Source organism: Alloalcanivorax sp. C16-1 (assembly GCF_046507805.1).
GTDB lineage: Bacteria > Pseudomonadota > Gammaproteobacteria > Pseudomonadales > Alcanivoracaceae > Alloalcanivorax.
Genome location: NZ_JBKFTK010000007.1, coordinates 59,921 through 85,014 on the forward strand (window position 1 = coordinate 59,921; position 25,094 = coordinate 85,014).

21 protein-coding genes and 3 tRNA genes are annotated in these 25,094 nt (G+C 67.0%); 10 read left to right on the forward strand and 14 right to left on the reverse strand.

Translation table 11 applies throughout. The features are described 5' to 3' along the window. Nucleotides 1-60: 60 nt before the first annotated feature. Genes ACLD0W_RS17070 through ACLD0W_RS17080 form a run of 3 tightly spaced genes read right to left on the reverse strand, consistent with a single transcriptional unit; the run spans nt 61 to nt 4,184 of the window. Entirely contained in the window at nt 61-2,391 is a 2,331-nt protein-coding gene (locus tag ACLD0W_RS17070; protein ID WP_410308658.1) for a molybdopterin cofactor-binding domain-containing protein, read from the reverse strand. Beyond that, entirely contained in the window at nt 2,384-2,857 is a 474-nt protein-coding gene (locus ACLD0W_RS17075; RefSeq protein ID WP_410308659.1) for a (2Fe-2S)-binding protein, read from the reverse strand. Before ACLD0W_RS17075 ends, ACLD0W_RS17070 begins: the two co-directional genes overlap by 8 nt. Before the next feature lie 13 nt (nt 2,858-2,870). Next, nucleotides 2,871-4,184, reverse strand: a complete 1,314-nt coding sequence (locus ACLD0W_RS17080) for a cytochrome c (RefSeq protein ID WP_410308660.1) — start codon at nt 4,182-4,184, stop codon at nt 2,871-2,873. Nucleotides 4,185-4,400: 216 nt separating this feature from the next. Between ACLD0W_RS17080 and ACLD0W_RS17085 the strand changes: the two genes are divergently transcribed. Continuing rightward, nucleotides 4,401-6,050 (forward strand): glucan biosynthesis protein, encoded by a 1,650-nt coding sequence (locus ACLD0W_RS17085; protein ID WP_410308661.1) that lies wholly within the window; start codon nt 4,401-4,403, stop codon nt 6,048-6,050. Nucleotides 6,051-6,074: 24 nt separating this feature from the next. Here the strand turns inward: ACLD0W_RS17085 and ACLD0W_RS17090 are convergent, their stop codons facing one another. The 7 genes from ACLD0W_RS17090 to ACLD0W_RS17120 form a co-directional block, all read right to left on the reverse strand. Continuing rightward, nucleotides 6,075-7,232 carry a sulfotransferase family protein gene (locus ACLD0W_RS17090; RefSeq protein WP_410308662.1) on the reverse strand — a complete coding sequence of 386 codons (1,158 nt, stop codon included), beginning with the start codon at nt 7,230-7,232 and terminating at the stop codon, nt 6,075-6,077. After that, the gene (locus ACLD0W_RS17095) at nt 7,229-7,945 is read right to left on the reverse strand and encodes a hypothetical protein (RefSeq protein WP_410308663.1); all 717 of its coding nucleotides are present in this window, start codon (nt 7,943-7,945) and stop codon (nt 7,229-7,231) included. Before ACLD0W_RS17095 ends, ACLD0W_RS17090 begins: the two co-directional genes overlap by 4 nt. Nucleotides 7,946-7,979: 34 nt before the next feature. Continuing rightward, complete coding sequence (locus ACLD0W_RS17100) at nt 7,980-8,294, reverse strand: hypothetical protein (RefSeq protein WP_410308664.1); 315 nt, start codon at nt 8,292-8,294, stop codon at nt 7,980-7,982. Between the two features lie 9 nt (nt 8,295-8,303). Beyond that, nucleotides 8,304-9,680 (reverse strand): arylsulfotransferase family protein, encoded by a 1,377-nt coding sequence (locus ACLD0W_RS17105; protein ID WP_410308665.1) that lies wholly within the window; start codon nt 9,678-9,680, stop codon nt 8,304-8,306. Between the two features lie 185 nt (nt 9,681-9,865). Then, on the reverse strand, nt 9,866-10,786 hold the full coding sequence (thpD, locus tag ACLD0W_RS17110) for an ectoine hydroxylase (protein ID WP_410308666.1): 921 nt from the start codon (nt 10,784-10,786) through the stop codon (nt 9,866-9,868). A 222-nt stretch (nt 10,787-11,008) separates the two neighbouring features. Further along, nucleotides 11,009-13,603, reverse strand: a complete 2,595-nt coding sequence (gene acnB / locus ACLD0W_RS17115; RefSeq protein ID WP_410308667.1) for a bifunctional aconitate hydratase 2/2-methylisocitrate dehydratase — start codon at nt 13,601-13,603, stop codon at nt 11,009-11,011. 178 nt (nt 13,604-13,781) lie between these two features. Next, nucleotides 13,782-14,684, reverse strand: coding sequence for a lysophospholipid acyltransferase family protein (locus ACLD0W_RS17120; protein ID WP_410308668.1), 903 nt, complete (start codon nt 14,682-14,684; stop codon nt 13,782-13,784). Between the two features lie 205 nt (nt 14,685-14,889). Between ACLD0W_RS17120 and ACLD0W_RS17125 the strand changes: the two genes are divergently transcribed. Continuing rightward, complete coding sequence (locus tag ACLD0W_RS17125; RefSeq protein WP_410308669.1) at nt 14,890-16,104, forward strand: Ig-like domain-containing protein; 1,215 nt, start codon at nt 14,890-14,892, stop codon at nt 16,102-16,104. 98 nt (nt 16,105-16,202) lie between these two features. Then, entirely contained in the window at nt 16,203-16,826 is a 624-nt protein-coding gene (locus tag ACLD0W_RS17130) for a tRNA-(ms[2]io[6]A)-hydroxylase (protein ID WP_410308670.1), read from the forward strand. Here ACLD0W_RS17130 and ACLD0W_RS17135 read toward each other — a convergent pair. The 3 genes from ACLD0W_RS17135 to ACLD0W_RS17145 are packed head-to-tail and all read right to left on the reverse strand — an operon-like array spanning nt 16,816 to nt 18,673. After that, nucleotides 16,816-17,550, reverse strand: coding sequence for a UDP-2,3-diacylglucosamine diphosphatase (locus ACLD0W_RS17135; RefSeq protein ID WP_410308671.1), 735 nt, complete (start codon nt 17,548-17,550; stop codon nt 16,816-16,818). The two genes, ACLD0W_RS17130 and ACLD0W_RS17135, sit on opposite strands and share 11 nt — an antisense overlap. Before the next feature lie 26 nt (nt 17,551-17,576). After that, nucleotides 17,577-18,179 carry a peptidylprolyl isomerase gene (locus tag ACLD0W_RS17140; RefSeq protein ID WP_410308672.1) on the reverse strand — a complete coding sequence of 201 codons (603 nt, stop codon included), beginning with the start codon at nt 18,177-18,179 and terminating at the stop codon, nt 17,577-17,579. Further along, nucleotides 18,176-18,673: a peptidylprolyl isomerase gene (locus ACLD0W_RS17145; protein WP_410308673.1), complete on the reverse strand. Its 498-nt coding sequence runs from the start codon at nt 18,671-18,673 to the stop codon at nt 18,176-18,178. The genes ACLD0W_RS17140 and ACLD0W_RS17145 overlap by 4 nt, the downstream gene beginning before the upstream one ends. A gap of 85 nt (nt 18,674-18,758) precedes the next feature. Between ACLD0W_RS17145 and ACLD0W_RS17150 the strand changes: the two genes are divergently transcribed. Genes ACLD0W_RS17150 through ACLD0W_RS17165 form a run of 4 tightly spaced genes read left to right on the forward strand, consistent with a single transcriptional unit; the run spans nt 18,759 to nt 23,648 of the window. Further along, nucleotides 18,759-20,441, forward strand: a complete 1,683-nt coding sequence (locus ACLD0W_RS17150; protein WP_410308674.1) for a glutamine--tRNA ligase/YqeY domain fusion protein — start codon at nt 18,759-18,761, stop codon at nt 20,439-20,441. Next, the gene (locus ACLD0W_RS17155) at nt 20,423-22,528 is read left to right on the forward strand and encodes an FUSC family protein (RefSeq protein WP_410308675.1); all 2,106 of its coding nucleotides are present in this window, start codon (nt 20,423-20,425) and stop codon (nt 22,526-22,528) included. The genes ACLD0W_RS17150 and ACLD0W_RS17155 overlap by 19 nt, the downstream gene beginning before the upstream one ends. Next, on the forward strand, nt 22,518-22,745 hold the full coding sequence (locus ACLD0W_RS17160) for a DUF1656 domain-containing protein (protein WP_410308676.1): 228 nt from the start codon (nt 22,518-22,520) through the stop codon (nt 22,743-22,745). Before ACLD0W_RS17155 ends, ACLD0W_RS17160 begins: the two co-directional genes overlap by 11 nt. Nucleotides 22,746-22,778: 33 nt before the next feature. Beyond that, nucleotides 22,779-23,648 (forward strand): efflux RND transporter periplasmic adaptor subunit, encoded by an 870-nt coding sequence (locus tag ACLD0W_RS17165; RefSeq protein ID WP_410308677.1) that lies wholly within the window; start codon nt 22,779-22,781, stop codon nt 23,646-23,648. Nucleotides 23,649-23,653: 5 nt separating this feature from the next. Here ACLD0W_RS17165 and folD read toward each other — a convergent pair whose 3' ends face one another. Continuing rightward, nucleotides 23,654-24,499, reverse strand: coding sequence for a bifunctional methylenetetrahydrofolate dehydrogenase/methenyltetrahydrofolate cyclohydrolase FolD (gene folD, locus ACLD0W_RS17170; RefSeq protein ID WP_410308678.1), 846 nt, complete (start codon nt 24,497-24,499; stop codon nt 23,654-23,656). Nucleotides 24,500-24,676: 177 nt separating this feature from the next. Here folD and ACLD0W_RS17175 point away from each other — a divergent pair. The 3 genes from ACLD0W_RS17175 (at nt 24,677) to ACLD0W_RS17185 (ending at nt 24,997) form a co-directional block, all read left to right on the forward strand. Then, nucleotides 24,677-24,753, forward strand: a tRNA-Pro gene (locus ACLD0W_RS17175). A 30-nt stretch (nt 24,754-24,783) separates the two neighbouring features. Continuing rightward, nucleotides 24,784-24,860, forward strand: a tRNA-Arg gene (locus ACLD0W_RS17180). Between the two features lie 61 nt (nt 24,861-24,921). Next, nucleotides 24,922-24,997, forward strand: a tRNA-His gene (locus tag ACLD0W_RS17185). Nucleotides 24,998-25,094 lie beyond the last annotated feature (97 nt).

Genomic DNA, 25,094 nt, shown 5'->3' on the forward strand with positions numbered 1-25,094 from the left:
AAGGGCTCCCGGTGGGTTCGGAATCGACCCGGCATCATACGCCTTAATGCGCAGGCGTGCTCAGCCCTCCGCGCGTTGCAGTGCCTCCCGCACCGCCGCCGGGGTGATCGGCAGATGGCGCAGACGCACGCCCACCGCCGCGTGCAGGGCGTTGGCGATGGCCGGCGCCACCACGGTGGTGCCCGGCTCGCCGAGCCCCACCGGCACCTCGGTGCTCTCCACCAGTTCGATCTCGATGTCCGGCGTGTCGATCATGCGCAGCGGCGCGTAACGGTCCAGGTTGGTGGCCGCCACCCGCCCGTTCTTGAACTCGGTGCCCTCGTAGAGCGCCATGGACAGGCCCCAGAGCGCGCTGCCTTCCACCTGGGCGTGGGCGCCGTTGGGGTCCACCACGGTGCCGCAGTCCACCACCAGCCAGATTTTGTGCACCGTCACCCGGCCGCTGTTCCGGTCCACGCTCAGATGCACCGCGCCGCCCACCCAGGTGGGCATGCTGCGCGACTGGCCATAGGTGGTGGCGATGCCGATGGCGCTGTCGGCGGGCAGGTCGTCGCGGCCATAGCCGGACAGCGCCGCCACCCGCTTCAGCACCGCCGCCTGACGGCGGGCGCCGCCCACGGAGTTGGGGGCCTGGCCGGCGTTGCGGCCCTCCGCCTTGAAATGGTCCAGGCGGAAACGCAACGGGTCCTGGCCGATATGGCGGGCCGCCTCGTCCATAAAGCTCTCCACCGCGAAGTTGGTCCAGCCCGGCGACACGGAACGCAGCCAGCCCGGGCGGAAGGTGCGCTCCGCCAGTTCGTTGGAGATCGCCCGGGCCCGTTGCGCGCCGACCCCGTACCAGTGGTCGATGCCGTCCGAGGAAAACGGATCATAGGGCTCGCCGTTGACGCCCTTGGGCATGAAGGCGGGCATCATCACCTTGGTGGGCCAGCCGGACACCACCGCGCTGTCCATGCCCACCACTTTCTTGTCGCCGTCGAAGGCCATGCGCAGGCGCGACAGGGTGGGCGGGCGCACGCTGTCGAAATGGCTGTCGTCGGCGCGGGTCAGGATCATCTTTACCGGCCGGCCATCCAGGGCCTTGGAGGCCAGGGCGGCGGGAATCGCATAGTCGCCGTTGAGACGGCGGCCGAAGCCACCGCCCAGCAGGTAGGTGCGCATCACCACCTGGTCCTCGTTCACGCCCAGCGCCTTTTGCAGCCAGGGCAGACACAGGGACTGCCATTGATTACCGGTGTGTACTTCCCAGACGCCGTCGTCGTTGCGGAACACCAGAGCGTTGACCGGCTCCAGCTGGAAATGCAGCACCGTCTGGGTGGTGTAGTCGGCCTGGAAGGTGTCGGCGGCGCCTTCGAACGCCGCGTCCACCTGGTCGGGATTGCCGGTGTCGAGCACCGAGCCGGCGCCCGGATCGTCCGCCAGCCGGCGGTTCTCCGCCTGGATTTCCGCCTCATTCACCCGGGTGGCGTCGCCGGTCTGGTAGGACACCTGGATGCGTGCGGCGGCCTGCTGCGCCGCCCAGTGGCTGTCGGCGATCACCATGGCCCAGCCCGGCGCGGTGCCGGAAGGGTCGTCCAGTTTCAGGGTCTGCCGGTACCCCTTGATGCCCTTGGCGGCGCTGTCGTCGATGTTGGTGATGGTGCAGTCGTAGCGGGTGGGCGGCAGGATCGGCACGGCGTGCACCATGCCTTCCACCTTGGCGTCGATGCCGTAGATCGCCTGGCCGTTGGTCTTGGTGTCGATGTCCAGGGCCTTCAGGTCCCGGCCCAGCAGGGTCAGTTGATCGTGGGGCTTGAGCGGCAGGTCCTTGAGTTCGTCCTCGTTGAACTGTCGGTCCAGCCCCTGTTTGACCAGTTCGCCGAAACTCATGCTGCGGCCGCCGGCACTGACCCGGCCGTCGGCCACGGTCACCGCGTCCGCCTTGATGCCCCACCGGGCGGCGGCTTTCTCGGCCAGGGCCAGGCGGCCGGCGGCGCCGGCGCGGCGGTACACCGGCCAGCTTTGCCATACCGACCAGCTGCCGCCGGTGACCATGGTGCCCCACTTGGGATCGCTGTCCACATGCTCGATGTGCACGTCCTCCCAGCGGGCGCCCAGCTCGTCGGCCAGGATGCGGGCGATGGCGGTGCCCACATGCTGGCCCATCTCGGCGCGGATCACATTCACATTGACCCGGCCTTCGGTATCGATCCAGTACCAGATCGTCGGTTCGAAGCGTTGCCCGGCGGCCTCCAGGGGCTGGCCGTCGGCGGCTTCCGGATTCATGGCCGCCAGACCGGCACGGGGAAAACCGAACACCGCGCCGGCGGCGCACATGGACACCAGGAAGCCGCGCCGGGTCAGGCGCGGCGTCGCCGGAACATCGTCGGGTAAGCGGCGTGGATCAGCCATGGGCGCTGCCCTCCTTGATGGCGGCGGCGGCATCACGAATGGCGCCACGGATGCGCGGGTAGGTCATGCAGCGGCAAAGATTGCCGGTCATCACCGCGTCGATGTCCTCGTCGGTGGGGTTCGGCATGTCCTTGAGCAGGGCGGCGGCCTGCATGATCTGGCCGGACTGGCAGTAGCCACACTGGGGCACCTGCAGTTCCCGCCAGGCCTGTTGCAGCGGGTGGCCGCCGTCGGCGTCCAGGCCCTCGATGGTGGTGATCTCGGCGCCGGCCACGTCCTTCAGCGGGGTGATGCAGCTGCGCGTGGCGTGCCCGCCCACGTGGACGGTGCAGGCGCCGCACAGGCCGATGCCGCAGCCGAATTTGGTGCCGGTGAGGCCGGCCAGGTCGCGCAGCGCCCACAGCAGCGGCATGTCCGGGTCCGCGTCCAGGCGGACTTTTTCTCCATTGATGGTGCACTCGATCATGGGGGCTTCCTCGTCAATGCGTGCCGGCGTGGGCGCGCAGCTCACCGACCCGGGCGGGCAGATCCGGCCACGCCGGCAGGTCGGTGCGGCTGGCGCGCAGGTAGGCGGCGATGGCGGCGATCTGCTGGTCGTCCAGGGCCGAGCGGAAGGCCGGCATCACCACGCCGTGGCTGCCTTCTCCGGTCGGTACGCCGTCCAGTATCACGTGAATCAGGTTGGCCGGGTCGTCCAGGCGGGTGGCGGAATTGATACCCAGCTCCGGTCGGGTCGCCTTAAGATTGTCGGCGCTGTCGTTGTAGTGGCAGGCGGCGCAGGCGGTGGCGTACAGGCGTTCGCCATCGTCGAGACGCCAGGCCGGGTCCGGCTTGCCGGCGGCCACGCTCGCCTGCACCGGCGAAGAGTCCGGATCCGGCAGGGGCCCGCTGTCGCCATCACCGGCGACGCTGGCGAAATACACGCCCAGCGCTTGCAGGTCCCGGTCCGGCAGCTCGGCGATGCCGGCGTGCACCACCGGCCCCATGGGACCGGCGGCGATGCCATGGTAGGCGTCCGCGCCGGTCTTCAGGTACCGGGTCAGATTGGCGGCGGTCCAGCGCATCGCCGAGGGGTTACGGCTGGTCAGCGCCGGTGCCGTCCAGGTGTCGATCACCGCGCCCTGATAGCGCCGACCGTTGTCTTCCGCGCCCAGAGCATTGCGCGGCGTATGGCAGGCGCCGCAATGGCTGATGCCCTCGGCCAGGTAGGCGCCCCGGTTCCAGGCGTCGTCGCGCTCCGGGTCCGGCTGGTAGCGGCCGAAATCCACGAACAGCAGTTTCCAGCCCGCCTGCAGGAAGCGCAGATCCAGCGGGAAGGGCAGGGTGGACTCGCGGGTTGGCTCGTTGACCGGGGTCACCTCGCTCATCAGGTAGGCGTAGAGCGCGTCCACGTCCTGGTCCGACAGTTTGGTGAAATGGTCATAGGGAAAGGCGGGAAACAAATGTCGGCCCTGCCGATCCACGCCTTCGTGCATGGCGCGCCGGAACGCTTCCGGAGACCAGGTGCCGATGCCGGTGTCCGGGTCCGGGGTAATGTTCGAGGCATAGATGGTGCCGAAATCACTGACCACCGGATAGTTGCCCGCGTAGGGCTCGCCGCCCTCGGCGGTGTGGCAGGTGGCGCAGTAGCCGGCGGCGGCCAGCACCCGGCCCTGCTCGATGGTGGCGGCGTCGAAGTCCGGTCGATCCGACGCCGCCATGGCGGGCAATTCCGAATGCCAGGCGTAGACCGTGAAGGCCACCGCCACCACCACGGCCAGCAGCACCAGGGCGAGGAAAATACGTTTGATCATGACGTGTCCCTTGCAGACCGATCCGGCTTTGAACATACACCCGGCGGCGGCGTGCGCCAATATTCCCGGACGATTTCCAAGGTTTTGTTTTGTGAACCGGCGCCGGAACGGGCACCGGCAGGCACGGTCCGATTATTCAAGCTTTTACCACCGCTCGGTACCAGCCTGGAGTAGGGTTGTCGAACCGTCCGGTATCCGCACAAGGACCGAGTCTTGATGAAGCGTAGAACCCTGTTGAAAAGCGCGGTGGCGCTGGCGGCCTGGTACGGTTTGCCGTCCGCCCCGCTGTTCGCCGCCGCCCGCGCCAATGATCGCATCGCCGACGGCGAAGCCCGGCCTTTCAGTTTCGAGGGCCTGCGCGAGCGCGCCCGCCGGCTCGCCGCGGAGCCCTACCGGGACGGCGCGCGCCGCCTGCCGGAAACCCTGGCGGCGCTTACCCCGCACCAGTACAACGAGATCGGTTACGACCCGGCCCATGCGCTGTGGCGCGGGCAAAGCGACCGGCTCAATGTGCAGTTCATCCATGCCGGCATGGCCTTCGACCAGCCGGTGCGCATGTACTCGGTGGACGCGGACAGCGGCCAGGCCCGGGAGATTCACTTCCGCCCGGAATTGTTCGACTACGCCCGCGCCGACGTGGACGTGTCCCAACTGGGCAGTGATCTGGGGTTCGCCGGCTTTAGGGTGTTCAAGGCGCCGTCCCTGGACCAGAAGGACATTATCTCGTTCCTTGGCGCCAGCTATTTCCGCGCGGTGGACGGCTCCTATCAATACGGCCTGTCGGCGCGGGGCGCCACCGTCAACACCTTCGCCGAGGGCGAGCAGGAGGAGTTCCCGGACTTCACCCATTTCTGGTTCGAGACCCCGGCCCCCGGCGCCACCCGCTTCACCGCCTTCGCGCTGCTGGATTCGCCGAAGCTGGCCGGCGCCTACCGGTTCGTGATCGATTGCGCGGATGACGGGGTGGTGATGGACATCGACAGCCATCTGTTCCCCCGCCAGGCCATCGCCCAGCTGGGCATCGCGCCGATGACCAGTATGTTCAGCTGCGGCGGTCATCAGCGCCGCCAATGCCGCACCCTGCATCCCCGGGTGCACGATTCCGACCGGCTGGCGCTGTGGCGCGGCAACGGCGAGTGGGTGTGCCGGCCGCTCAACAATCCGCCGCGCATTCAGTTCAATACCTTCGGCGACCAGGATCCCAAGGGTTTCGGCATGCTGCAGACCCACCGGGACTTCGACGACTATGAAGACGTGATCGGCCGCTACCACGACCGCCCCAGCCTCTGGGTGGAGCCCAAGGGCCAGTGGGGCGCCGGCGAAATCCAGTTGCTGGAACTGCCCACCACCGGCGAAACCATGGACAACGTGGTGGCGTTCTGGAAACCGGAGAAAGCCATCCAGGGCGGCGAGGCCCTGAATTTCGGTTATCGGTTGCATTGGGGTGCCCGAGCGCCGGTGCACACCGATCTGGCGCGGGTGCGCGCCACCCTGAGTGGCATGGGTGGCTTTCCCGAAGGCTGGGCGCCGGGGGAACATTACCCGGACGTCTGGGCGGAGCGCATCGCCGTGGACTTCGTCGGCGGCGAGCTGAAGGCCCTCTACGACGGCGACATCGATGTGGACACCCAGCTGGACACCTCCGCCGGCCAGGTGAAGGACCTGCATGTACTCTGGGTGAAGGACCTGGAGGGCTTCCGTATTCTGTTCGACTGGTACCCGGACAGCGACGCCACGGACCCGGTGAACATGCGGTTGACCCTCAGTGCCCGGGGCAAGGTGATCAGCGAGACCTGGCTGTTCCAGTATTTCCCGCCGCCGAAGGAAGAACGCCGGTTCCCGCCGTTCCCCGGCAGCCGGGCGTGACGCGCCCGCGTCACGCCCGGATCATCACGCTCCCGTATAGCCGAAGCGCCGCGCCACCGGCGCGGTGATCTCCTCGATCAGGGCCCGCTCCCGTTCATCGAAACGGGGCTGGTAATAGGTGGGCGCGTGCAGACCTTCGGCGAGGCGCGCCCGTTCCGGGTCCGACAGGGACAGGTCGGCGTGCCGGAACACCCGGGCCAGGGTGGCGTCGGCGTGGCCGCACAGATCCTCATAGCGCACCACCAGGGCGGCCGCGCGCAGCGCCGGATCCGCCTCCAGGGTATCGGCCACGTGCCGGTAGACCGCCGCCCAGTAACGGGCCCAGCCTTCCACTTCCCGGCCGCTTTCCCAGAGCGCGGTGACGCGGGCGGCTTCCGCGTCGTCGCCCATATTGATGGCGCGCCGGTCGAGGCCGAATTCGTAGTGGCCCACCCGTCGCATATGTTCCAGGGCCCGGGGCTCGGCGGTTTCGCCGGCCACGAACAGAGCCTGTTGCTTCATCAGTGAAGCGATGTGCCAAACCGGGTCGCGGATCATCACCAGAAAACGGGCGTGCGGGTACAGCCGGTGCAGGTAGCCCAGCCGCGCCAGGTTGTAATTGCCCTTGGCCAGGTAGCGGCGACGCTCCCGGATCGCCAGCAGCTTGCGGATGTGTTGATCGTAGAACGCTTCGAACTCCGGATGCCGGTCGTCGCGGCCCAGCACCGAGCTGTGGGCGGGGTCGTGGGCGTTCGGGAAAAACGCCATCCACAGCATCTCCTCGAACGCTTCCGGGCTTTTCGAGGTCACCTGAATGCCGTCCTTGTGAGCGCGCTCGCGGGCCTCCTCGTGGGCGCCGGGGACCAGCGACAGCCAGCGATTCCACCAGTAGGGGATCGGCAGGAACGGAAAGTCCGCGTAGCGGTGGGAGGTCACGTCCGGGTGGCCGGCCAGATGCTCCAGCAGGATGGTGGTGCCGGAGCGCGCCAGCCCGGCCACATAAAGCGGCCGGTCCACGGTCAGGCCGTCGATGACGTCGCCCACGGCGCGGGTTTCCAGATTGCCCAGGCGGATCCAGGCGCGCGGATGGCGATGCACCCAGCCGCCGGCCCGGTGCATCCAGGGGGTGACCTGGAAATCCGGATCCGGCTTGGTGTCGGTGTCGGTGTCGTTGGCGGTATCGGGTCGCGATGAAGTGCTCATTCGATTTTCGCCCATCGGTAAGTCAGCAGGGAAACGATCAACATGATCGGGAAGAACACCGCCAGCCAGTGGCGCAGCCAGCCCGGGCCGAACGGCAGGTACTCCGGTTGTGGCAGGGCCAGGGTGACCCGTTCCACGCCGCCGTTGTCCGGCAGATAACCCAGCGGGTTGCCGATCAGCCAGTTCCACCAGTGGCGCTGCTCGACCACCGGAATCGGCGCGGTGACGGCCACCTCGGCCACCTGACGCTCGCCGTCGCCGATGCGGATCACCGGTGTGTCGCCCTCGCTGCTCCAGTCCGCCCGGTAGGGCGCCGGCGCCGCCTCCAGCGCCGGCGTCTGACCGGCGGCGGGCAGGCGATGGGCGTAATGGCCCTCGATCCAGGTGAGCAGGGCCAGCAGCGGCAGAATCGAAATCAGTGTGGGGATCACCACCAGGCCGAGATGCCGGAAGGCGGTGACGAACTGGTCGCGGATCAGGGGGCCGGCCTCGCCGAACTCGCCGTCGAACCCGTTGAGGGCCTGGCGGGCCTCCCGGGCGGCGCGCTTGGCGTCGCCGATACGGCCCTGGGGAGACAGCCATTTATAAAGAAACAAGGTGCCGACGCCGGCCAGCGCCGCCCACACCGCCAACCGCGCCACCGCGGGCAGCAGGGTGGCCAGGCCGGCGTCGACGGCGGCGAACAGCGGGGCGGGCAGATCGAACAGCGCCATGGGGGCGTCCTCCGGTTTTTTTGCTGCGCGGCGATTAAACGCGGCGGTCGTCGTCGCCGGGGCGCGGCGATTCGTCGGTGTGGCCGCTGGGGGTTTCATCCACCGGCGGCTCGGCCACCCGGGCGGCGGATTCGTCGGCGGCGGCCTTGCGACGCCGGCGCAGGCGCCGGATCGGCCACATGATCACGAACAGCAGCGCCACGCCGATGGCGGCGACAATGCCCCATAGGGCGGTGAGCAGGCTGAGCCCGGCGCCGGGGCCCACGTAGGCACAGGCCAGGCCGGGCAGCAGCAGGGCCGGCAGGGCCAGGGCGGCGATTCGGGTTGCCCGGGAAGTATGAATACTCATGGTGATCTCCTAACGTTGCTCTGAAGGGGGTTGTTTCCGAGACGTTGCTTGCGGTTGTGCCTGCACTCGCAGTTGCGAACGAAACGCCGGGTCCAGGTCTTCCGGCGCCACCCGCTGGGCGGCGGACACCACCGGGATGTACTGGTCCCGGTCGCCGGCGCGCACCGGATTGACGAACTCCCAGACGATCTCGCCGTCGGCCACCTCCAACAGGCGGCCGCCGTCGGACTCGGTGATCAGCCAGTTGCCGTTGGGCAGCTCTTCCACCGCGCCGCGCAGGCCGCTGTCGAAGGGATGGGCGGCGTCGCCGGTATAGCGCGCCACGATTTGTTCGTTGGCCGGGTCCACTTCGAGAATGCGGGTGCGATTGTTCTCCTCGAAGTTGCCGAGGTTATCGAACAGCGTGAAATGGCCGGCCCGGTTGATGCGCGGATAGTGCTGACCCAGCCAGGGGCCCTTGATGGCCCAGTTCATGGCGCCGCTGTCCGGGTCCACCAGGGCCACCGCGCCGGGATGCCGGAACGACAGCAGCACCTGGCCGGCCTGTCCCTGAGCCGGGGCGAACCGCTCGGCCAGGGCCGGGGTCAGGAACTGCACGCTGTTGGTGTGCAGCGGGTCGGCGGTGGCGAAGCTGGGCACCGCGTAGAACAGGTCGGCGTAGGGCGAGTCCATGAACGCGCGGGCCAGGGACACCTTGCTGCGTTCCTCGCCGGTGTCGCCGTCCAGCACCACCAGGAAGTCGTCCAGCCAGGGCGTCTCGAGCTTGGCGAACGCCGGCACCGGCTGGTCGGTGAACTCGTGGGTGAGCGTTACCACGTCGCCGTCCGGGGTGATGTCCAGGTCGTGGTGGGTGCTGGCGTGGTAGCGCCAGATCACCTTGGAGTCGGCGTCCAGTTTGACCATGCCGTAGCCCCAGGGGGTGTCGTTGTTGGCGATAAAGATCGCCACCAGATCCCCGTTGGGCAACAGGCGCGCCTTGCGCCAGTAGATGCGATCGTCGGGACGCGGCGCCCGGCCCACCGGGCTTTGATCCCAGACCTGGCTATAGGGCAACTGCCAGCGATGCACTTCCCGGCCGTCCATGTCCACCAGGCTGGCATAGCTGCCGTCGCCGGAGGTGTAGAGCGTGAGGCCCGGGTAGGCGCGCCGGGCATCGTGCACGGTGACACCCCGGTCGTCCCGGCGCGCGTCGCGCCACAGATCGGATTGCGTATACAGGTCGGACAGGGTGGTTTGCTGGATCAGGGCACCGGCGGCTTTGTGGGCGTCGTTGAACAGCGGATAGGGAAAGGTGCGTGTCAGTACCACGAAGGCACCGGCCACGAACGCGATGAACACGATCGCCACGATGAACACGGTGAAGCCGATTCGATCCGAATTTTTCATGCCGCTGTCCCGCAGTGCTGGCAGGGTCGCCGGATTGGCGGCCTGTCCTGTTTAATAAACACCCGGGATCGGCGAATGGTTTGTCAGGGTTTGTAAAAGCTGGGCGGGCAGACGGGGAAATGTGAACCGGGCCTCACTGAGGCCCGGTCACGAAACGTTTTTTACAAAAAAACTGGAAAAAACGCTTACAGCGGATCCAGATTATCGTGCATGGAAAGCGCTTCCACTTTGTCCCGATTCGCCAGGAAGTGGGGGCGCGCCTCGGTGTCGCCGTAGGGTTGCTCCAGGCCGTTGTCCACGCTGTTGTAAACAAAAAACAGATTGGAGCGGGGCCAGGGCGACAGATTTTTGTTGGACGCGTGCAGGGTATTGCACTCGAACAGCAACAGCGAACCGGGCGGGCCCTTGGGCGCCTGGATGCCGCCCTGGCTGACCAGGTCGCGCAGATTTTCCTGGCTGGGCACACCGACCCGCTGACTCTTCAGCGAATCCTTCCAGTTGTTCTCCGGCGTCTTGCCGTGGCACGGCACGAAGTAATGATGAGAGCCGGGAATCAACATCAGCGGACCGTTGAATTCATTGTTGTCGGTGAGCATGATCGATGCGCTCACCGCGCGCATGCGCGGCATGCCGTCTTCCGAGTGCCAGGTTTCAAAATCCGAATGCCATTCAAAACCGCGGCCCTGGAAACCGAACTTGTCGTTGATGCGCGACTGATGAATATACACGTCGCCGCCCAGCAACTGTCGGACCATGCCCAGAATCCTGGGGTCGCGGGTCAGTTCGTCAAAGCGTTTGGAGATTTCGTGCATGGCGAACACGGAACGGATGTCACCGGAATCCGGATCGGTGATGACCTGATCGGATCGGGTGAGTTCGGTGTCCTTGGCCATGTCGTTCAGTTCGTCGAAGAACGGACGCATCCGTTCCTGGGAGAAAAAACCTTCAAACCACAGAAAGCCGTCGCGCTCGTAGCGTGACAGGGATTCCTCGCCCAGCGGGCCGGCCCAACGTTCCTGGTTGCGGGCGTGTACCACCGGGTCCAGGCGTGCGAAGCGTTTGCGGTCTTCCTCCCTGCGGGTGGGGTAGAGATCCTCGTTACTCATGCTGTGCTCCTCTCCGCGAGATTCCGTTTCCGAGTTGAGGGACTGCCACGGCGTGCTCGGCGTAGGGCCGCCGGGTCGCGGCGGGCATCACGGCGCATTGTGCATACCAGAGCGGGGGGCTTCAGCCTGATTCAATGGTTCTTTACAGGGGGGATGTAAAAACCAAGGACAAAAAAAGCCCGGCGCGGGGCCGGGCTTTTCGGGGTGGAGCAGGGACGATCCTTAGCTGGCTTGCGCCACCGGGATCTTCACCTTGTCCGCCACTTCCTGGTACTCATCCATGCGGTCGAAGTTCATGTAGCGGTAGATCTCGCCGGCCATGGAATCGATGGTTTCGGCGTACTGCATGTACTCCTCGGTGGTCGGCAGTTTGCCGAGCACCGCCGCCACCGCCGCCAGTTCCGCGCTCGCCAGGTACACATCGGCGCCCTGGCCGAGACGGTTGGGGAAGTTCCGGGTGGAGGTGGACACCGCCGTGGACTTGGGCGCGATCCGTGCCTGGTTACCCATGCACAGGGAGCAGCCGGGCATCTCGGTGCGCGCGCCGGCGCGGCCGTAGATGTTGTAGTAGCCCTCTTCGGTGAGCTGGTGCTGGTCCATCTTGGTGGGCGGCGCGATCCACAGGCGCGTGGTCAGGCCGTCCACTTTCTCCAGCAGCTTGCCGGCGGCGCGGAAGTGACCGATGTTGGTCATGCAGGAGCCGATGAACACTTCGTCGATCTTGGCGCCGGCCACGTCGGACAGGGTCTTGGCATCGTCCGGGTCGTTCGGGCAGCACAGTACCGGTTCCTTGATCTGATCCATGTCGATCTCGATCACGGTGTGGTACTCCGCGTCCGCGTCGGCGCGCATCAGGCTCGGGTTGGCCAGCCACTCTTCCATGCCCTGGATACGACGCTCCAGGGTGCGGGCGTCGCCGTAGCCGTTGGCGATCATCCACTTGAGCAGGGTGATGTTGGACTTCAGGTACTCCGCCACGCTGTCCTCGGACAGGGTGATGGTGCAACCGGCGGCGGAACGCTCGGCGGAGGCGTCGGAGAGCTCGAACGCCTGCTCGGCGGTGAGGTCTTCCAGGCCCTCGATTTCCAGGATGCGACCGGAGAACACGTTCTTCTTGCCGGCCTTGGCCACGGTCAGATGGCCTTCCTTGATTGCCTGCAGCGGAATCGCATGGACCAGGTCACGCAGGGTGATGCCCGGCTGGCGTTTGCCCTTGAAGCGCACCAGCACGGATTCCGGCATGTCCAGCGGCATCACGCCGGTGGCGGCGGCGAAGGCCACCAGACCGGAGCCCGCCGGGAAGGAGATGCCCATCGGGAAGCGGGTGTGGGAGTCGCCGCCGGTGCCGACGGTGTCGGGCAGCAGCATGCGGTTCAGCCAGGAGTGGATGATGCCGTCACCCGGGCGCAGGGACACGCCGCCCCGGTTCATGATGAAGTCGGGCAGGGTGTGCTGGGTTTCCACGTCCACCGGCTTCGGATAAGCGGCGGTGTGGCAGAAGGACTGCATCACCAGGTCGGCCTGGAAGCCCAGGCAGGCCAGGTCCTTGAGCTCGTCCCGGGTCATCGGGCCGGTGGTGTCCTGGGAACCGACGGTGGTCATCTTCGGCTCGCAGTACATGCCCGGACGCACGCCTTCCATGCCACAGGCTTTACCGACCATTTTCTGGGCCAGGGTGAAGCCGGCGTTGGAGTCGCCGGGCTGTTCCGGCTTGCGGAACAGGGTGGACTCGGCCAGGCCCAGGGCGGTGCGCGCCTTGGTGGTCAGGCCGCGACCGATGATCAGGTTGATGCGGCCGCCGGCGCGTACTTCGTCCAGCAGTACCTGGGAGCGCAGATCGAACTCGGCGATCACCTCACCGTCTTTTTCCACCCGGCCTTCGAACGGGTAGATGTCGATCACGTCACCGGTGTTCATCTTCTCCACGTCGCACTCGAACGGCAGAGCGCCGGAGTCTTCCATGGTGTTGAAGAAAATCGGCGCGATCTTGCCGCCGATGCAGACGCCGCCGGCGCGCTTGTTGGGCACGTAGGGGATGTCGTCGCCGAAGTGCCAGAGCACCGAGTTGGTGGCGGACTTACGGCTGGAGCCGGTGCCCACCACGTCGCCCACGTAGGCCACCGGGTGGCCTTTCTTCTTGAGCTCGTCCATCTGCTTGAGCGGACCGATCTCGCCGTCCTTCTCGGGCACGATGCCTTCGCGGGCGTTTTTCAGCATGGCGTTGGCGTGCAGCGGGATGTCCGGGCGGCTCCAGGCGTCCTGGGCCGGGGACAGATCATCGGTGTTGGTCTCGCCGGACACCTTGAACACGGTCACGGTGAATTTCTCGGAGAGATCCTTGCGGCTGGTGAACCATTCGCCCTCGGCCCAGGATTCGATCACTTCCCTGGCCTTGGCGTTGCCGGCTTTCATTTTGTCTTCCACGTCGTGGAAGGCATCGAACACCAGCAGGGTGTGCTTGAGCTGTTCGGCGGCCACCGGGGCCAGTTCTTCATCGTCCAGCAGTTCGATCAGCGGGGCCACGTTGTAGCCGCCCTGCATGGTGCCCAGCAGTTCGGTGGCGCGCTTGCGGTCGATCAGGGGGGAGCTGGCTTCGCCTTTGACGATGGCGGACAGGAAGGCGGCCTTGACGTAGGCGGCCTGGTCAACGCCCGGCGGAACGCGATTGACGAACAGGTCCTGGATGAACTCCTCTTCACCGGCGGGCGGATTCTTCAGCAGTTCCACCAGTTCGGCGGTTTGCTGTTCGTCCAGCGGTTTCGGGGGGACGCCCTCGGCGGCGCGTTCCTCGACATGTTTGCGATAGGCTTCTAGCACAGCGAATCCCTCGTTTCGTCTGACTGATTTCTTTTGGAAATCAGTTGGTTGGGGTGAGACTGGGGGTTGGAATTGCGCGCGGAGTATAGCCGAAACCCCATCAACTGTTAAACGGAACCCGCCGTTCAGTCATTCATCCGGTGAATACTCGTAATCACTGGTTCTGTTGGTGGTCTCGTCAATAGGGCAGGCGGCCGCCCGGGGGCTGGCGGCGGAAGCGCTTGTAGCTCCACAGATACTGGGCCGGCTCCTCGCGGATCAACGTTTCGATGGAGCGGTTCATGGTGGTCAGGGCGTAGTCCAGGTCGTCGTCGTGGACCCCCGGGTCCGCCGGGCGCACGCGAATCTCGAAGCCCTCGCTGCCGGGCAGGCGTCGGGCCCAGGCCATGAACACCCGGGCGTTGGTCTGCTTGATCAGCTTGCAGCTCAGCGTGCCGGTAAAGGCCGGCTGCCCGAAGAACGGCGCGAAGCGGCCACTGCGCCGGTCCGCCACCTGGTCCGGCAGGATCGCGGTGAGCGCGCCCTGGCGCATGGCGCGCACCAGTCCGGCCACGCCCCGGGCGGTGGCCGGGTACATGGTGGTGCCGAAATGCTCCCGGCCCTGCTTGATCAGTTGATCCAGCTCCGGCAGGCCGGACGGGGCGAACATGGCGTGCAGGCCGAACTCCCGGGCCAGCCAGAAGTTGAGCACCTCCCAGCAGCCCAGATGCGGCGCCAGGATCAGCACCGGCTCCCGGTTGGCCACCGCCTCGCGCAGGGGGCCGTCGCCGTCCTCGGCCACCACCCGTTCCAGGCCGTCCTCCGGGCGGTGCCAGAAGCGGGCGATCTCGAAGGTGTTCTTGACGCTTTCCACCAGGGATTGCCGGGCCAGCCGTTCCGGCGCCGGTTGATCCGGCAGACAAAGCGCCAGGTTGATGCGGGTAATGCGGCGTGATTCCGTCGGCAGCGCCGCCAGCAGGCGCCCCAGGACGGTGGCGATGGCGCGGTTCAGCCGGAACGGCAACAGACCCAGCAGGCGCAGCGCGCCGGCGGCGGTGCGCCCCTTGAGGGTCTGGATGGCGGGGTTGGTTCGTCTTCCCATGGGGCGCGATTATATCGCCGCCGTCATTGAACACCAGGGGCAACCGTGAGCGCGGCCGGGTAACGGCGGGTTACCGGCGCGTTATCCGCCGGTAAGTCGGCGCCGAGCGCGCCCCCTTATTAGGGAATACCGGTGGCCGGGGGCCTGGGTCAGCATCAAGGCACCGAGAACAGCAGGCATCAATGATGGAAGAGGGGAAACAACGATGAAGTGGCTTGGAGGCAAACAGCAAGCGGCACTGCCGGCCCTGATCGGGCTGGCCGCCCTGGCGCTGGCCGGCTGTGGCGGCGGCGGTGGCGGCGGAGGAGGAGAGGGCGCCGGCGGCGGCGATCCGGGCGGCGGTCCCGGTGGCGGCGGCTTCACCCTGAATGCCAGCAGTCCGGTGGACGGCGCCGAACAGAAGGCGGATTACCCGGTGGTGGCGGTGTTTTCCGGCCCGGTGGACCCGGCCAGCGTGGACGCCGGGAGCTTCGCGGTGACCGCCGGCGTCAACGAGGTGACCGGTTCCTTCCGCTACAGCGAGGACGGTGAACTGGTGATCTTCACGCCGGATGTGGATCTGGTGGATGGCCAGAGCTACACCGTGACCCTGGACGGCATCACCGACAGCGAGGGTGAAGCGCTGGCGCGGGCCCGCTCCTGGCAGTTCACCGCCCGGGCGGTGTCGGACTATGACTGCGCCGTGGGCGCGCCGCCGGCCAGCCTTGAGCTGAACAGCGAGCAGCAGGCCTATTATTCCCAGTACGCCGACGCCAACGGGCTGCCGGTACTGGGGGGCGATCAGGTGTCGTCGGCGGCGCTCTCGCACGCCTGCCAGACCATCCTGGGCATGATGAGCCTGCGCCAGGACCTGCTCGCGGAAATGATCGACAACGGCACCCTGGCGGCGGTCACCGGCGACGGCGAGGGCATCACTCAAATCCCCGCCTACTCGGATCTGGACACGGTGTTCCCCCTGGAGGGCGATACCTGGGACCAGCGCGCTCGCGGCGGCCTGGGCGCCACCATGGCGCGGCCGGTGAGCAGCGGCACCGAGGAAAACGTGCTTTGCTACGGCAACGATCCCTACCAGGATCCGGGTCGCCACGAGGACATTTTCATCCATGAATTCGCCCACTCGGTGGACATCATGGCCCTGCGCGAACTCAACCCGGCCTTCGGCACCGCCCTGCGGGCGGCCTACCAGAACGCCCTGGACCAGGGCCTGTTCGATAACACCTACGCCGACGACAACGTGGAGGAATACTGGGCCGAGGGCGTGCAGAGCTGGTTCAACAGCAACCTGGAGTCGGATCCGCCCAATGGCCTGCATAACAGCGTCAACACCCGGGGCGAGCTGGAAAGCTATGACCCGGCTCTGTACGCGCTGATCTCGCGGATCTTCCCCACCGATTACGACGGCGGCTGCCCGCCCACCTGATCGCCATGGCCGCCGCGCGCCGGCGCGGTGGCCCGCTCACCCGGGCTGGTTTTGCGCCGGCGGCCTTGTAGAATGGCGCCGTCCTGCTTGAGGTGGCCATGACCGACATTACCCCGCTGCGTGAATTCCTGCCGTGCCCGACGCCGGAGGCCTGGATCGGCTGGGCGCTGGCGCATCCGGATATTCTGCTGATCGACCATGCCCACTGCGAGAAGAAGGCCGCGTCCACGGCGCTGAACCTGATGTTCCGCTATGTGGACCGCCCGGAGCTGCTGGACAATCTCAGCCAGCTCGCCCGGGAAGAACTGCTGCACTTCGAGCAGGTGGTGGGGATGATGCGCCAACGCGGTATTACCTACGACCATCTGTCGCCGTCCCGCTACGCCCAGGGGCTGCGCCGTCACGCACGTACCTCGGAGCCGGGCCGGCTGGTGGACACCCTGATCATCGGCGCGCTGATCGAGGCCCGCTCCTGCGAACGGTTCGCCGCCCTGGCGCCCCACGTGGATGAGGAGCTGGGTCGCTATTACCGGTATTTATTGAAGAGTGAGTCGCGTCATTTCGAGGATTATCTGCGCCTGGCGCGGCTCTACGCGGACGGTCCCATCGAGGAGCGGGTGGCGTTCTTCAAGGAGAAGGAGAGGGCGCTGATCGAGGAGCCGGACCAGGCGTTCCGGTTCCATTCCGGCGTGCCGGCGGAAGCCTTGTCCGTTACTCCTTGATATCCCAGCTTTCCAGGCGCGGGCCGTCGCCGTCGGCGACGATCCACCAGCCCTGCCGGCCCCAGTCGCCCAGCACCCAGCGCTTGCCGCTGAGGCCATCGCCCAGGTCCACATCGTGCACCGCCGGGCGGTGGGTGTGGCCGTGGATCAGATCGCGCACGCCGGCCTCGTTGATCACTCGCACCACCTCGGACGGGGTCACGTCCATGATGTTCTCGGCTTTGTTGGCATTGTTGCTCTGGCTCTGCATGCGCATGCCCTGGGCCAGGGCGCGGCGCTCCTCCAGCGGTTTGGCCAGCATCATCTGCTGCCACTGGGGATTGCGGGCCATGGCGCGGAACTGCTGGTAGGCCTGGTCCTCGGTGCACAGGCTGTCGCCGTGCATCAACAGGGCGCGGGTGCCGTGCAGGTCCACCACCGTGCCTTCGTCGAGCAGGGTGCCGCCACAGTCGTCGGCGAAGCGCTGGCCGAGCAGGAAGTCCCGGTTGCCGTGCATGAAGAACAGCCCGGAGCCGGCGTCGGAGAAGGCACGGAAGGCGGCGATGGCCTGGCGGTTGAAGTCGCTGTCGTCGTCGTCGCCGATCCAGGCCTCGAACAGGTCGCCGAGCACATAGAGGCGCTCGGCGCGGCCCGCCTGGTCGGCCAGCAGGCGTTCCAGCTCCGCCAGGTGCTCGGGGCGCACCGGGTCCAGATGCAGGTCGGAAATCAGCAGGCTGTAACTCATGGCGGCCTTCTACTATTGCTGGTCGTTTACTGCTGGTCGTTGGCGGCGTCCAGGCGGCGGGCCTTCTCGATCACCACCGGCGTGCGCGGCACGTCCCGGACCCGGGGGCCGCCGGCGATCTGGCCGCTGCCGGTGGGCACCGTGGCGATGCGTTCCACCGTGTCCATGCCTTCCACCACCTTGCCGAACACGGCATAGCCCCAGCCCCGGGGCGTCTTGTCGGTGTGGTCCAGGCTGCGGTTGCTGACCAGGTTGATAAAGAACTGGGCGGTGGCGGAGTTCGGGTCGCCGGTGCGCGCCATGGCGATGGTGCCGCGCTCGTTGCGCAGGCCGCTGTCCGCTTCATTCTTAATCGGCGCGCGGGTGTCCTTTTGCTTCAGGTCGGCGTCGAAGCCGCCGCCCTGGATCATGAAGCCGTTGATCACCCGGTGGAACACGGTACCGTCGTAGAAGCCGTCGTCCACGTAGCGCAGGAAGTTGGCCACCGTGTCCGGCGCCGCCTTCGGGTACAGCTCCAGCACGATGTCGCCCTGGCTGGTGGTCAGCTCGACCCGCGGATTGGCGGCCAGCGCCAGAGCGGGCAACAGCAGCAGGGCGGCGAGCAGGGCCCGGCTCATTCCTCGGCTCATTCTTCAATAACCTCGGCGGACTCGATGATCACGTCCTCGCGGGGCACGTCCTGGTGGAAGCCCTTGTTGCCGGTGGCCACGCCCTTGATGCGGTTGACCGTTTCCATGCCCTCGACCACCTTGCCGAACACGGCATAGCCCCAGCCGTCCGGGGAGCGGGCCTTGTCCAGGAAGTGGTTGTCGGCCACGTTGATGAAAAACTGGGCGCTGGCGGAATGCGGATCGCTGGTGCGCGCCATGGCGATGGTGCCCACTTCGTTGGAGAGGCCGTTGGCCGCTTCGTTCTCGATCGGCGCGCGGGTGGGCTTCTGTTCCATGTCCGGGGTGAAACCGCCACCCTGGATCATGAAGTTGCTGATCACCCGGTGGAACACGGTGCCGTCGTAGTGCCCGTCCTTGACGTACTGGACGAAGTTGTCCGTGGTGTTCGGCGCGTTCTCGGCGTCCAGTTCCAGCAGGATCTTTCCGTAGGTGGTGGTCAACAGCACTTTCATGGGGTCTCCGGATCCGGGGAGTCTTTGACTGTGGGGGGGCGCACTGTACACTAGCGCACCCCGGATTTCAGCCGCAGGCGGCTCAATGAGTGAAGCAAAAGCGCCCAGCAATTTTATCAGACAGATCATCGATCGTGACCTGTCGGAAGGAAAAAACGATGGCCGCGTGGTCACCCGGTTCCCGCCGGAGCCCAACGGCTATTTGCATATCGGGCACGCCAAGTCCATCTGCCTGAATTTCGGCATCGCCGAAAGCTATGGCGGCGCCTGCCACCTGCGCTTCGACGACACCAATCCGGAGAAGGAAGAAGAGCAGTACATCCGCTCGATCCAGCGCGACGTGGAATGGCTGGGGTTCGAATGGGCCGGGCCGGTGCGGTTCGCCAGCGGCTACTTCGACCAGCTGCACGATTTCGCGCTTCAGCTGATCGATAAGGGGCTGGCCTACGTGGACACCCAATCGCCGGAGAAAATCGCCGAAATGCGTGGCAACTTCACCACGCCCGGCCAGGACAGCCCCCATCGGGACCGGTCCGTGGAAGAGAACCGGGCGCTGTTCGCACGCATGCGCGCCGGCGACTTCGACGAGGGCGAGGCGGTGCTGCGGGCCCGTATCGACATGCGGAGCCCGAACCTGAATCTGCGCGATCCGATTCTCTACCGGATACGCAAAAAGGCGCATCATCAGACCGGCGACAAGTGGGTCATTTACCCGATGTATGACTTCACCCACCCGCTGTCCGATGCCCTGGAAGGCATCACTCACAGCCTTTGTACCCTGGAGTTCGAGGATCACCGACCGCTGTACGACTGGCTGATCGACAATGTGGATGTGCCGGCCCAGCCCCGTCAGTACGAATTCTCACGGCTTAACCTGAATTTCACCGTGACCAGCAAGCGTCGCCTCAAGCTGCTGGTGGACGAAGGCCACGTGGACGGCTGGGACGATCCGCGCATGCCCACCCTGAGCGGCCTGCGCCGGCGCGGTTACACGCCGGCGGCGATTCGCAACTTCTGCGAGGCCCTGGGCGTCAGCCGGGCCGACTCGGTGATCGATATGAGTGTGCTGGAAGAGGCGGTCCGCGACGACCTTAACCAGCACGCCCCGCGCGCCTTCTGCGTGCTCAACCCGCTCAAGCTGGTGATCGAGAACTGGCCGGAGGGCCACGAAGAAACCCTGGTGGCGCCGGTGCATCCGCAGGACGAGACCATGGGCAGCCGCGAGATGCCGCTGACCCGGGAGGTCTACATCGACCGGGAGGACTTCCGCGAGGAGGCCAATAAGAAGTACAAGCGGCTGGTACTCGGTGACCGGGTGCGGCTGCGCTATGGCTATGTGGTGCGCGCCGAATCCGTGGTCCGCGACGACGCCGGCGAGATCGTCGAGATTCGCTGCAGCTACGATCCGGACACCCTGGGCAAGAACCCGGAGAACGACGAAGGGCAGGGCAAACTGCGCGGCGTCATTCACTGGGTCAGCGCCGACCGCGGCGTGCCCTGTGAGGTGCGCCTCTACGACCGCCTGTTCCAGGTCGCCAACCCGGCGAAAGTGGCGGAGGGGGAGTCGTTCCTCGACCACCTTAATCCCGAATCCCTGCGTGTCGTGAGCGGCTGCGTGGTGGAGCCCGGCGCCGCCGGCGCCGCCGCCGAGACCCGCTTCCAGTTCGAGCGCGAGGGCTACTTCAGCGTGGACCGGGACAGCACCGCCGCCAAGCCGGTGTTCAACCGTACCGTGGGTCTGCGGGAATCTTGGCCCCGGGAAGCCTGATCCCGGCCTTTGTGCGCCAGGCCGGGGCGCGGGAGTGGCAGTTCAGTCTGCGCACCTTCGCCGCCGGCATGCTGGCGCTTTATATCGCCCTGGCGCTGGGCCTGGACGAGCCCAAATGGTCCCTGATGACGGTCTACATCGTCGCCCAGCCCCTGGGCGGCATGGCCGTGGCCAAGGGCATCTACCGGCTGCTCGGCACTCTCGGCGGCGCCCTGGTGGCCACCTTGCTGGTGGGCGCCCTCAACAGCCAGCCCACCCTGTTCTTCGTCGCCCTGGTGGTGTGGCTGGGGCTGTGCACCTTCGCCGCCAGCCTGCTGCGTAACTTCCGTGCCTATGCCTTCGTGCTGGCCGGCTACAGCGCCCTGATCGTGGGCGTGCCGGCGGTGCTGGCGCCGGATCAGACCTTTTCCCTGGCGGTGGCCCGGGTCACCGAGATCGGCCTGGGCATCGTCTGTGTCAGCCTGCTCAGCGTGCTGGTATGGCCGCGCTCCGCCGGCGGCGCCTACCTGCAGAGCAGCCGCACCCAACTGATCGCCTTGATCCGGCTGGTGGCCGATACCGCCGCCGGCGAGCTGGACCGGGACCAACTGCGGGCCCGCCGGCAGGCCCTGATCACCGACGGCATGGCGCTGGAAAACCTGCGCGAACACGCTCTGTTCGATTTCCCGAGGCTGCGTAACCGCGCCGGCCTGTGCCGGCGTCTTGGCCATGAAATGCTGGCGATGATCTCCTCGGTGGGGCCGCTGCACGCCTACGTGAACCGCTACGCGGAACGGCACCACCATCCCGCCGTCACCGCGCTGCTGGCGGACATCGCCGCCCTGGACCCGGAGGCGCCGCCGGAGGCCCTGCGTGACACCCTGCACGGCCTGTACGTGCGCGCCCGGACCCTGGCCCGGGAACTGCGCGGTGGCCAGCGGGACGACAACGACGAGCGCTTCTATTCCCTGCAGCTGGCGTTGGAGCACAGCGCCGAGCTGTGCGACCGGCTGCGCTCCAGCGTGGCGCTGTTCGCCATGCTCACCGACCGGGCGCCCCTGGTGCAGTGGCGGGGCGGCACCTCGCGGCCCCACCTGGACCCGTCCCAGGCCTGGCGCAACGGCGTGCGCGCCGCCCTGGCGCTGAGCGGCGCCCTGGCGTTCTGGTACTGGAGCGCCTCGCCCCAGGGCGCCGGCGTGGCGATCCAGGTGGGGGTGATCTGCGCGCTGTTCGCCACCCGCGACAACCCGCTGGCGGCGGTGCGCGGCTTTATCAAGGGCGCCGCCCTGGCGGCGCTGCTGGCGACGCTGTATCGACTGGTGCTGCTGCCCGGCAGTGATGGCTTCGCGGAGCTGGTGGTCTGGCTGGCGCCGGTCTATGTGTTGGCCGGTCTGGCGATGGCGCGGCCGGCCACGGCGGGCATCGGAATCCCGGTGACGATCTTCTTTCCGCTGTTGCTGGACCTGTCGCCGCTGCAGAATTTCGACGCTCTGCCGCTGTTCAATAATATGTTGTCCCTGGGGATGGGCATGGCCCTGGCGGTGCTGGCCTTCATGCTGGTGTGGCCCGGGGACACGCCGGCGCAGGCCCGGCAGCGGCTGTGCCGGGATCTGTGCCGCACCCTGGGGCGCTGGCCGATCCGCCGGCGCTGGCCGCGCCACCGGCTGGAGCGCCAGCTCTACGACCGCATCGGCCTGCTGCTGCCGAATCTGGATCCCAACGACCCGCGGGACGGCGACCTGCTGCGCGGCGCCCTGGCGGCGGTCACCCTGGGGCTCGGCTTGCTGTACCTGAACATGCTTTGCCGGCGCGGGCTGCCCGGTGATGAAAAGCTGGCCATCACCCGTCTGATCCGCGACACCCAGCGGGTGCTGCGCGACGGCGACGAAGACCGCTGGCTGGCGCTCACCGCCCAGGCCGACACGGTGCTGCGCCGCTGCCAGCGCGCCTACGGCCCGGAACTGGACCCCGGCGAACGTCGCCGGCTGGTGCGTTCGGTTGTGCGTCTGCGTCTGCAGATCAGTATTATCCGTCGCTATGCCGGCTTCTTTCTGGCCGGCTCCGCGGACCGGCCCTGGCGGGGCCTGAGGAACCAGGATGTTGTATGAAATCGATCTGGGCGGCGTGCTGCTGCCGCCCCTGTTGCCGGTGCTGCTGCTGGCGCTGCTGCTGTTCTGGCCGGTCAACCGGCTGATCGGGCGGGTCGACGGCTATCGCTGGTTCTGGCATCCGGCTCTGGCCGGTCTGTGCGTGTTTCTGGTGCTGTGCGCGGTGGCGCTGGCGCTGTTTATGTTCGGGAGTGCTTTATTGTGGCAAGGGTCTTGACGGTAGCGAAGGTCTTGAACAGGGAGCACGCGCATGTCTGAACGCCGCGCGGGCCGCTGGCGCGCTCTGCTGATGACCGGCGCGCTGGTGCTGGGCGCCGCCATCGCCGTCTGGTTTTTGTGGTTTCACTATGTGCATCAGTTGTGGACCCGGGACGCCCGGGTGCGGGCGGCGGTGATACAGGTGGCCCCGGACGTGTCCGGGCGCATCACCGCCATGACGGTGACCGACAACAGCCGGGTGGAGGAGGGCGATGCCCTGTTCAGCGTGGACCCGCGCCGCTATCGCCTGGCGGTGGACCGGGCCGAAGCGGAACTGGCCCACCGGCGCCAGGAACTGGGCCTGCGTGACGACGAGGCCGGCCGCCGCAAACGGCTGGGCCGGGCGGTGTCCTCGGAGGAGCGGGAGTCCGCCACCCGCCTGGCGGAGGTGGCGCGGGCCGACCTGCACGCCGCGGAGGCGGCGCTCAAGGAGGCGCAATTGGACCTGCAGCGCGCCGAAGTGCCGGCGCCGGCCGCCGGCTTCGTCACCCATCTGCTGGCCCATGCCGGCGATTACGCCCGCGCCGGCGAGCCGGTGCTGACGCTGGTGGACGGTGATTCGTTCTGGATCGAAGCGTATTTTCGGGAGACCCAGGTGCACCGGCTCAAGCTGGGAGATGCGGCGCGGGTGCGACTGCTGGGCAGCGAGCGCACCCTGAGCGGGCGGGTGGCCGGTATCGCCCGGGGTATCGCCAACCCCAACGCCGCCTCCGGCACCGATCAGGGGCTGCCGCCGGTGTCGCCCACCTTCGAATGGGTGCGTCTGGCCCAGCGTATTCCGGTGCGCATCGAGCTGGATCAGGTGCCCGGGGATCTGACGCTGGTGGCCGGCATGACCGCCAGCGTCTCCATCGGAGAGTAGGGCGGTCAGCCGAGGGCTTTTTCCGCCGCCGCCAGGGTCTGGAAGATCAGGGTGTTGATGGTCATCGGGCCGACCCCGCCGGGCACCGGCGTGTAGGCGGCCACCCGGTCGGTGAGCGGGCCCAGTTCGATGTCGCCGCATTTCTCCGGATGGAAGCCGGCGTCCACCACCACCGCGCCGTCCTTGATCCAGTCCGCCTTGATGAACTCCGGGCGGCCCACCGCACCGACCACGATGTCGGCCTGGCGCACCAGCTCCGGCAGGTCCCGGGTGCGGCTGTGGCAGACGGTGACGGTGGCGTTGGCGCCCAGCAGCATCATCGCCATGGGCTTGCCGAGAATGGCGCTGCGACCCACCACCACCGCGTGCTTGCCCTCCATCGGCACCTGATAATGCTCCAGCAGCCGCATGATGCCCTTCGGCGTGGCGCTGCCGTAGGCGGCTTCGCCCATGGCCATACGGCCGAAGCCCAGGCAGGTGACGCCGTCCACGTCCTTGTCCAGGCGGATGGCGTCGAAGCAGCGGCGCTCGTCGATCTGCGCCGGCACCGGATGCTGCAGCAGAATGCCGTGCACGTCCGGGTTGTCGTTCAGTTCATCGATGCGCGCCAGCAGCTGTTCGGTGGTGGTGTCCTCCGGCAGTTCCACGGCCAGGGAATCCATGCCCACCCGCCGGCAGGCGTTGCCCTTCATTTTCACGTAGGTGGCGGAGGCCGGGTCGGCGCCCACCAGAATGGTGGCGAGAATCGGGGTACGTCCCCCGGCCTTGGCTTTCAGGGCCTCCACGCGGCCTTGCATTTCTTCCTCGAAATGCCGGGCCAGCGCCTTGCCATCCAGAATCTGCGCGCTCATCGGTTCTCTCTGTCTGTCGGGTCCAGGTAAGGAGCGCGGATTCTCGCATGGGTGCCGGTTTCGGGCAAAGCGCCGCCCGGCTGGCGAATATTCCAGCGAACGGCACGCCCCGGGTCGGGGCGTCGTTGACGGTCCCGGGGGGCGCGGGTATTATGCCGCCTCGCTCGACCTGCCCGGCGGGGTGTAGCGCAGTCTGGTAGCGCGCCTGCTTTGGGAGCAGGATGTCGGGGGTTCGAATCCCTCCACCCCGACCATTAGCGGGCTTGACGGTGGGTTCGGTTAAAGCGCCTGTAGCTCAACCGGATAGAGCAACGGCCTTCTAAGCCGTAGGTTGCAGGTTCGAGCCCTGCCAGGCGTGCCATCGAATAAATGCCTTGACGGCAAGATGGAACGCGGGTCGGGTGGAAGCGACGATTTCGTTGGTGGCTGTAGCTCAGTTGGTAGAGCCCCGGATTGTGACTCCGGTGGTCGTGGGTTCAAGTCCCATCAGCCACCCCAACATGAAAGCCCCCGGGTGATCGCCCGGGGGCTTTTTTTATGGCCACCTTCCATGTGGGCGGCGCGATTGACTATAATTGCCGCCCTTCAAAGTACG

Coding starts and splice junctions, on each gene's coding strand:
- ACLD0W_RS17070 (WP_410308658.1), bottom strand. CDS start 2,391: ATGGCTGATCCACGCCGCTTACCCGACGATGTTCCGGCGACGCCGCGC.
- ACLD0W_RS17075 (WP_410308659.1), bottom strand. CDS start 2,857: ATGATCGAGTGCACCATCAATGGAGAAAAAGTCCGCCTGGACGCGGAC.
- ACLD0W_RS17080 (WP_410308660.1), bottom strand. CDS start 4,184: ATGATCAAACGTATTTTCCTCGCCCTGGTGCTGCTGGCCGTGGTGGTG.
- ACLD0W_RS17085 (WP_410308661.1), top strand. CDS start 4,401: ATGAAGCGTAGAACCCTGTTGAAAAGCGCGGTGGCGCTGGCGGCCTGG.
- ACLD0W_RS17090 (WP_410308662.1), bottom strand. CDS start 7,232: ATGAGCACTTCATCGCGACCCGATACCGCCAACGACACCGACACCGAC.
- ACLD0W_RS17095 (WP_410308663.1), bottom strand. CDS start 7,945: ATGGCGCTGTTCGATCTGCCCGCCCCGCTGTTCGCCGCCGTCGACGCC.
- ACLD0W_RS17100 (WP_410308664.1), bottom strand. CDS start 8,294: ATGAGTATTCATACTTCCCGGGCAACCCGAATCGCCGCCCTGGCCCTG.
- ACLD0W_RS17105 (WP_410308665.1), bottom strand. CDS start 9,680: ATGAAAAATTCGGATCGAATCGGCTTCACCGTGTTCATCGTGGCGATC.
- thpD (WP_410308666.1), bottom strand. CDS start 10,786: ATGAGTAACGAGGATCTCTACCCCACCCGCAGGGAGGAAGACCGCAAA.
- ACLD0W_RS17120 (WP_410308668.1), bottom strand. CDS start 14,684: ATGGGAAGACGAACCAACCCCGCCATCCAGACCCTCAAGGGGCGCACC.
- ACLD0W_RS17125 (WP_410308669.1), top strand. CDS start 14,890: ATGAAGTGGCTTGGAGGCAAACAGCAAGCGGCACTGCCGGCCCTGATC.
- ACLD0W_RS17130 (WP_410308670.1), top strand. CDS start 16,203: ATGACCGACATTACCCCGCTGCGTGAATTCCTGCCGTGCCCGACGCCG.
- ACLD0W_RS17135 (WP_410308671.1), bottom strand. CDS start 17,550: ATGAGTTACAGCCTGCTGATTTCCGACCTGCATCTGGACCCGGTGCGC.
- ACLD0W_RS17140 (WP_410308672.1), bottom strand. CDS start 18,179: ATGAGCCGAGGAATGAGCCGGGCCCTGCTCGCCGCCCTGCTGCTGTTG.
- ACLD0W_RS17145 (WP_410308673.1), bottom strand. CDS start 18,673: ATGAAAGTGCTGTTGACCACCACCTACGGAAAGATCCTGCTGGAACTG.
- ACLD0W_RS17150 (WP_410308674.1), top strand. CDS start 18,759: ATGAGTGAAGCAAAAGCGCCCAGCAATTTTATCAGACAGATCATCGAT.
- ACLD0W_RS17160 (WP_410308676.1), top strand. CDS start 22,518: ATGTTGTATGAAATCGATCTGGGCGGCGTGCTGCTGCCGCCCCTGTTG.
- ACLD0W_RS17165 (WP_410308677.1), top strand. CDS start 22,779: ATGTCTGAACGCCGCGCGGGCCGCTGGCGCGCTCTGCTGATGACCGGC.
- folD (WP_410308678.1), bottom strand. CDS start 24,499: ATGAGCGCGCAGATTCTGGATGGCAAGGCGCTGGCCCGGCATTTCGAG.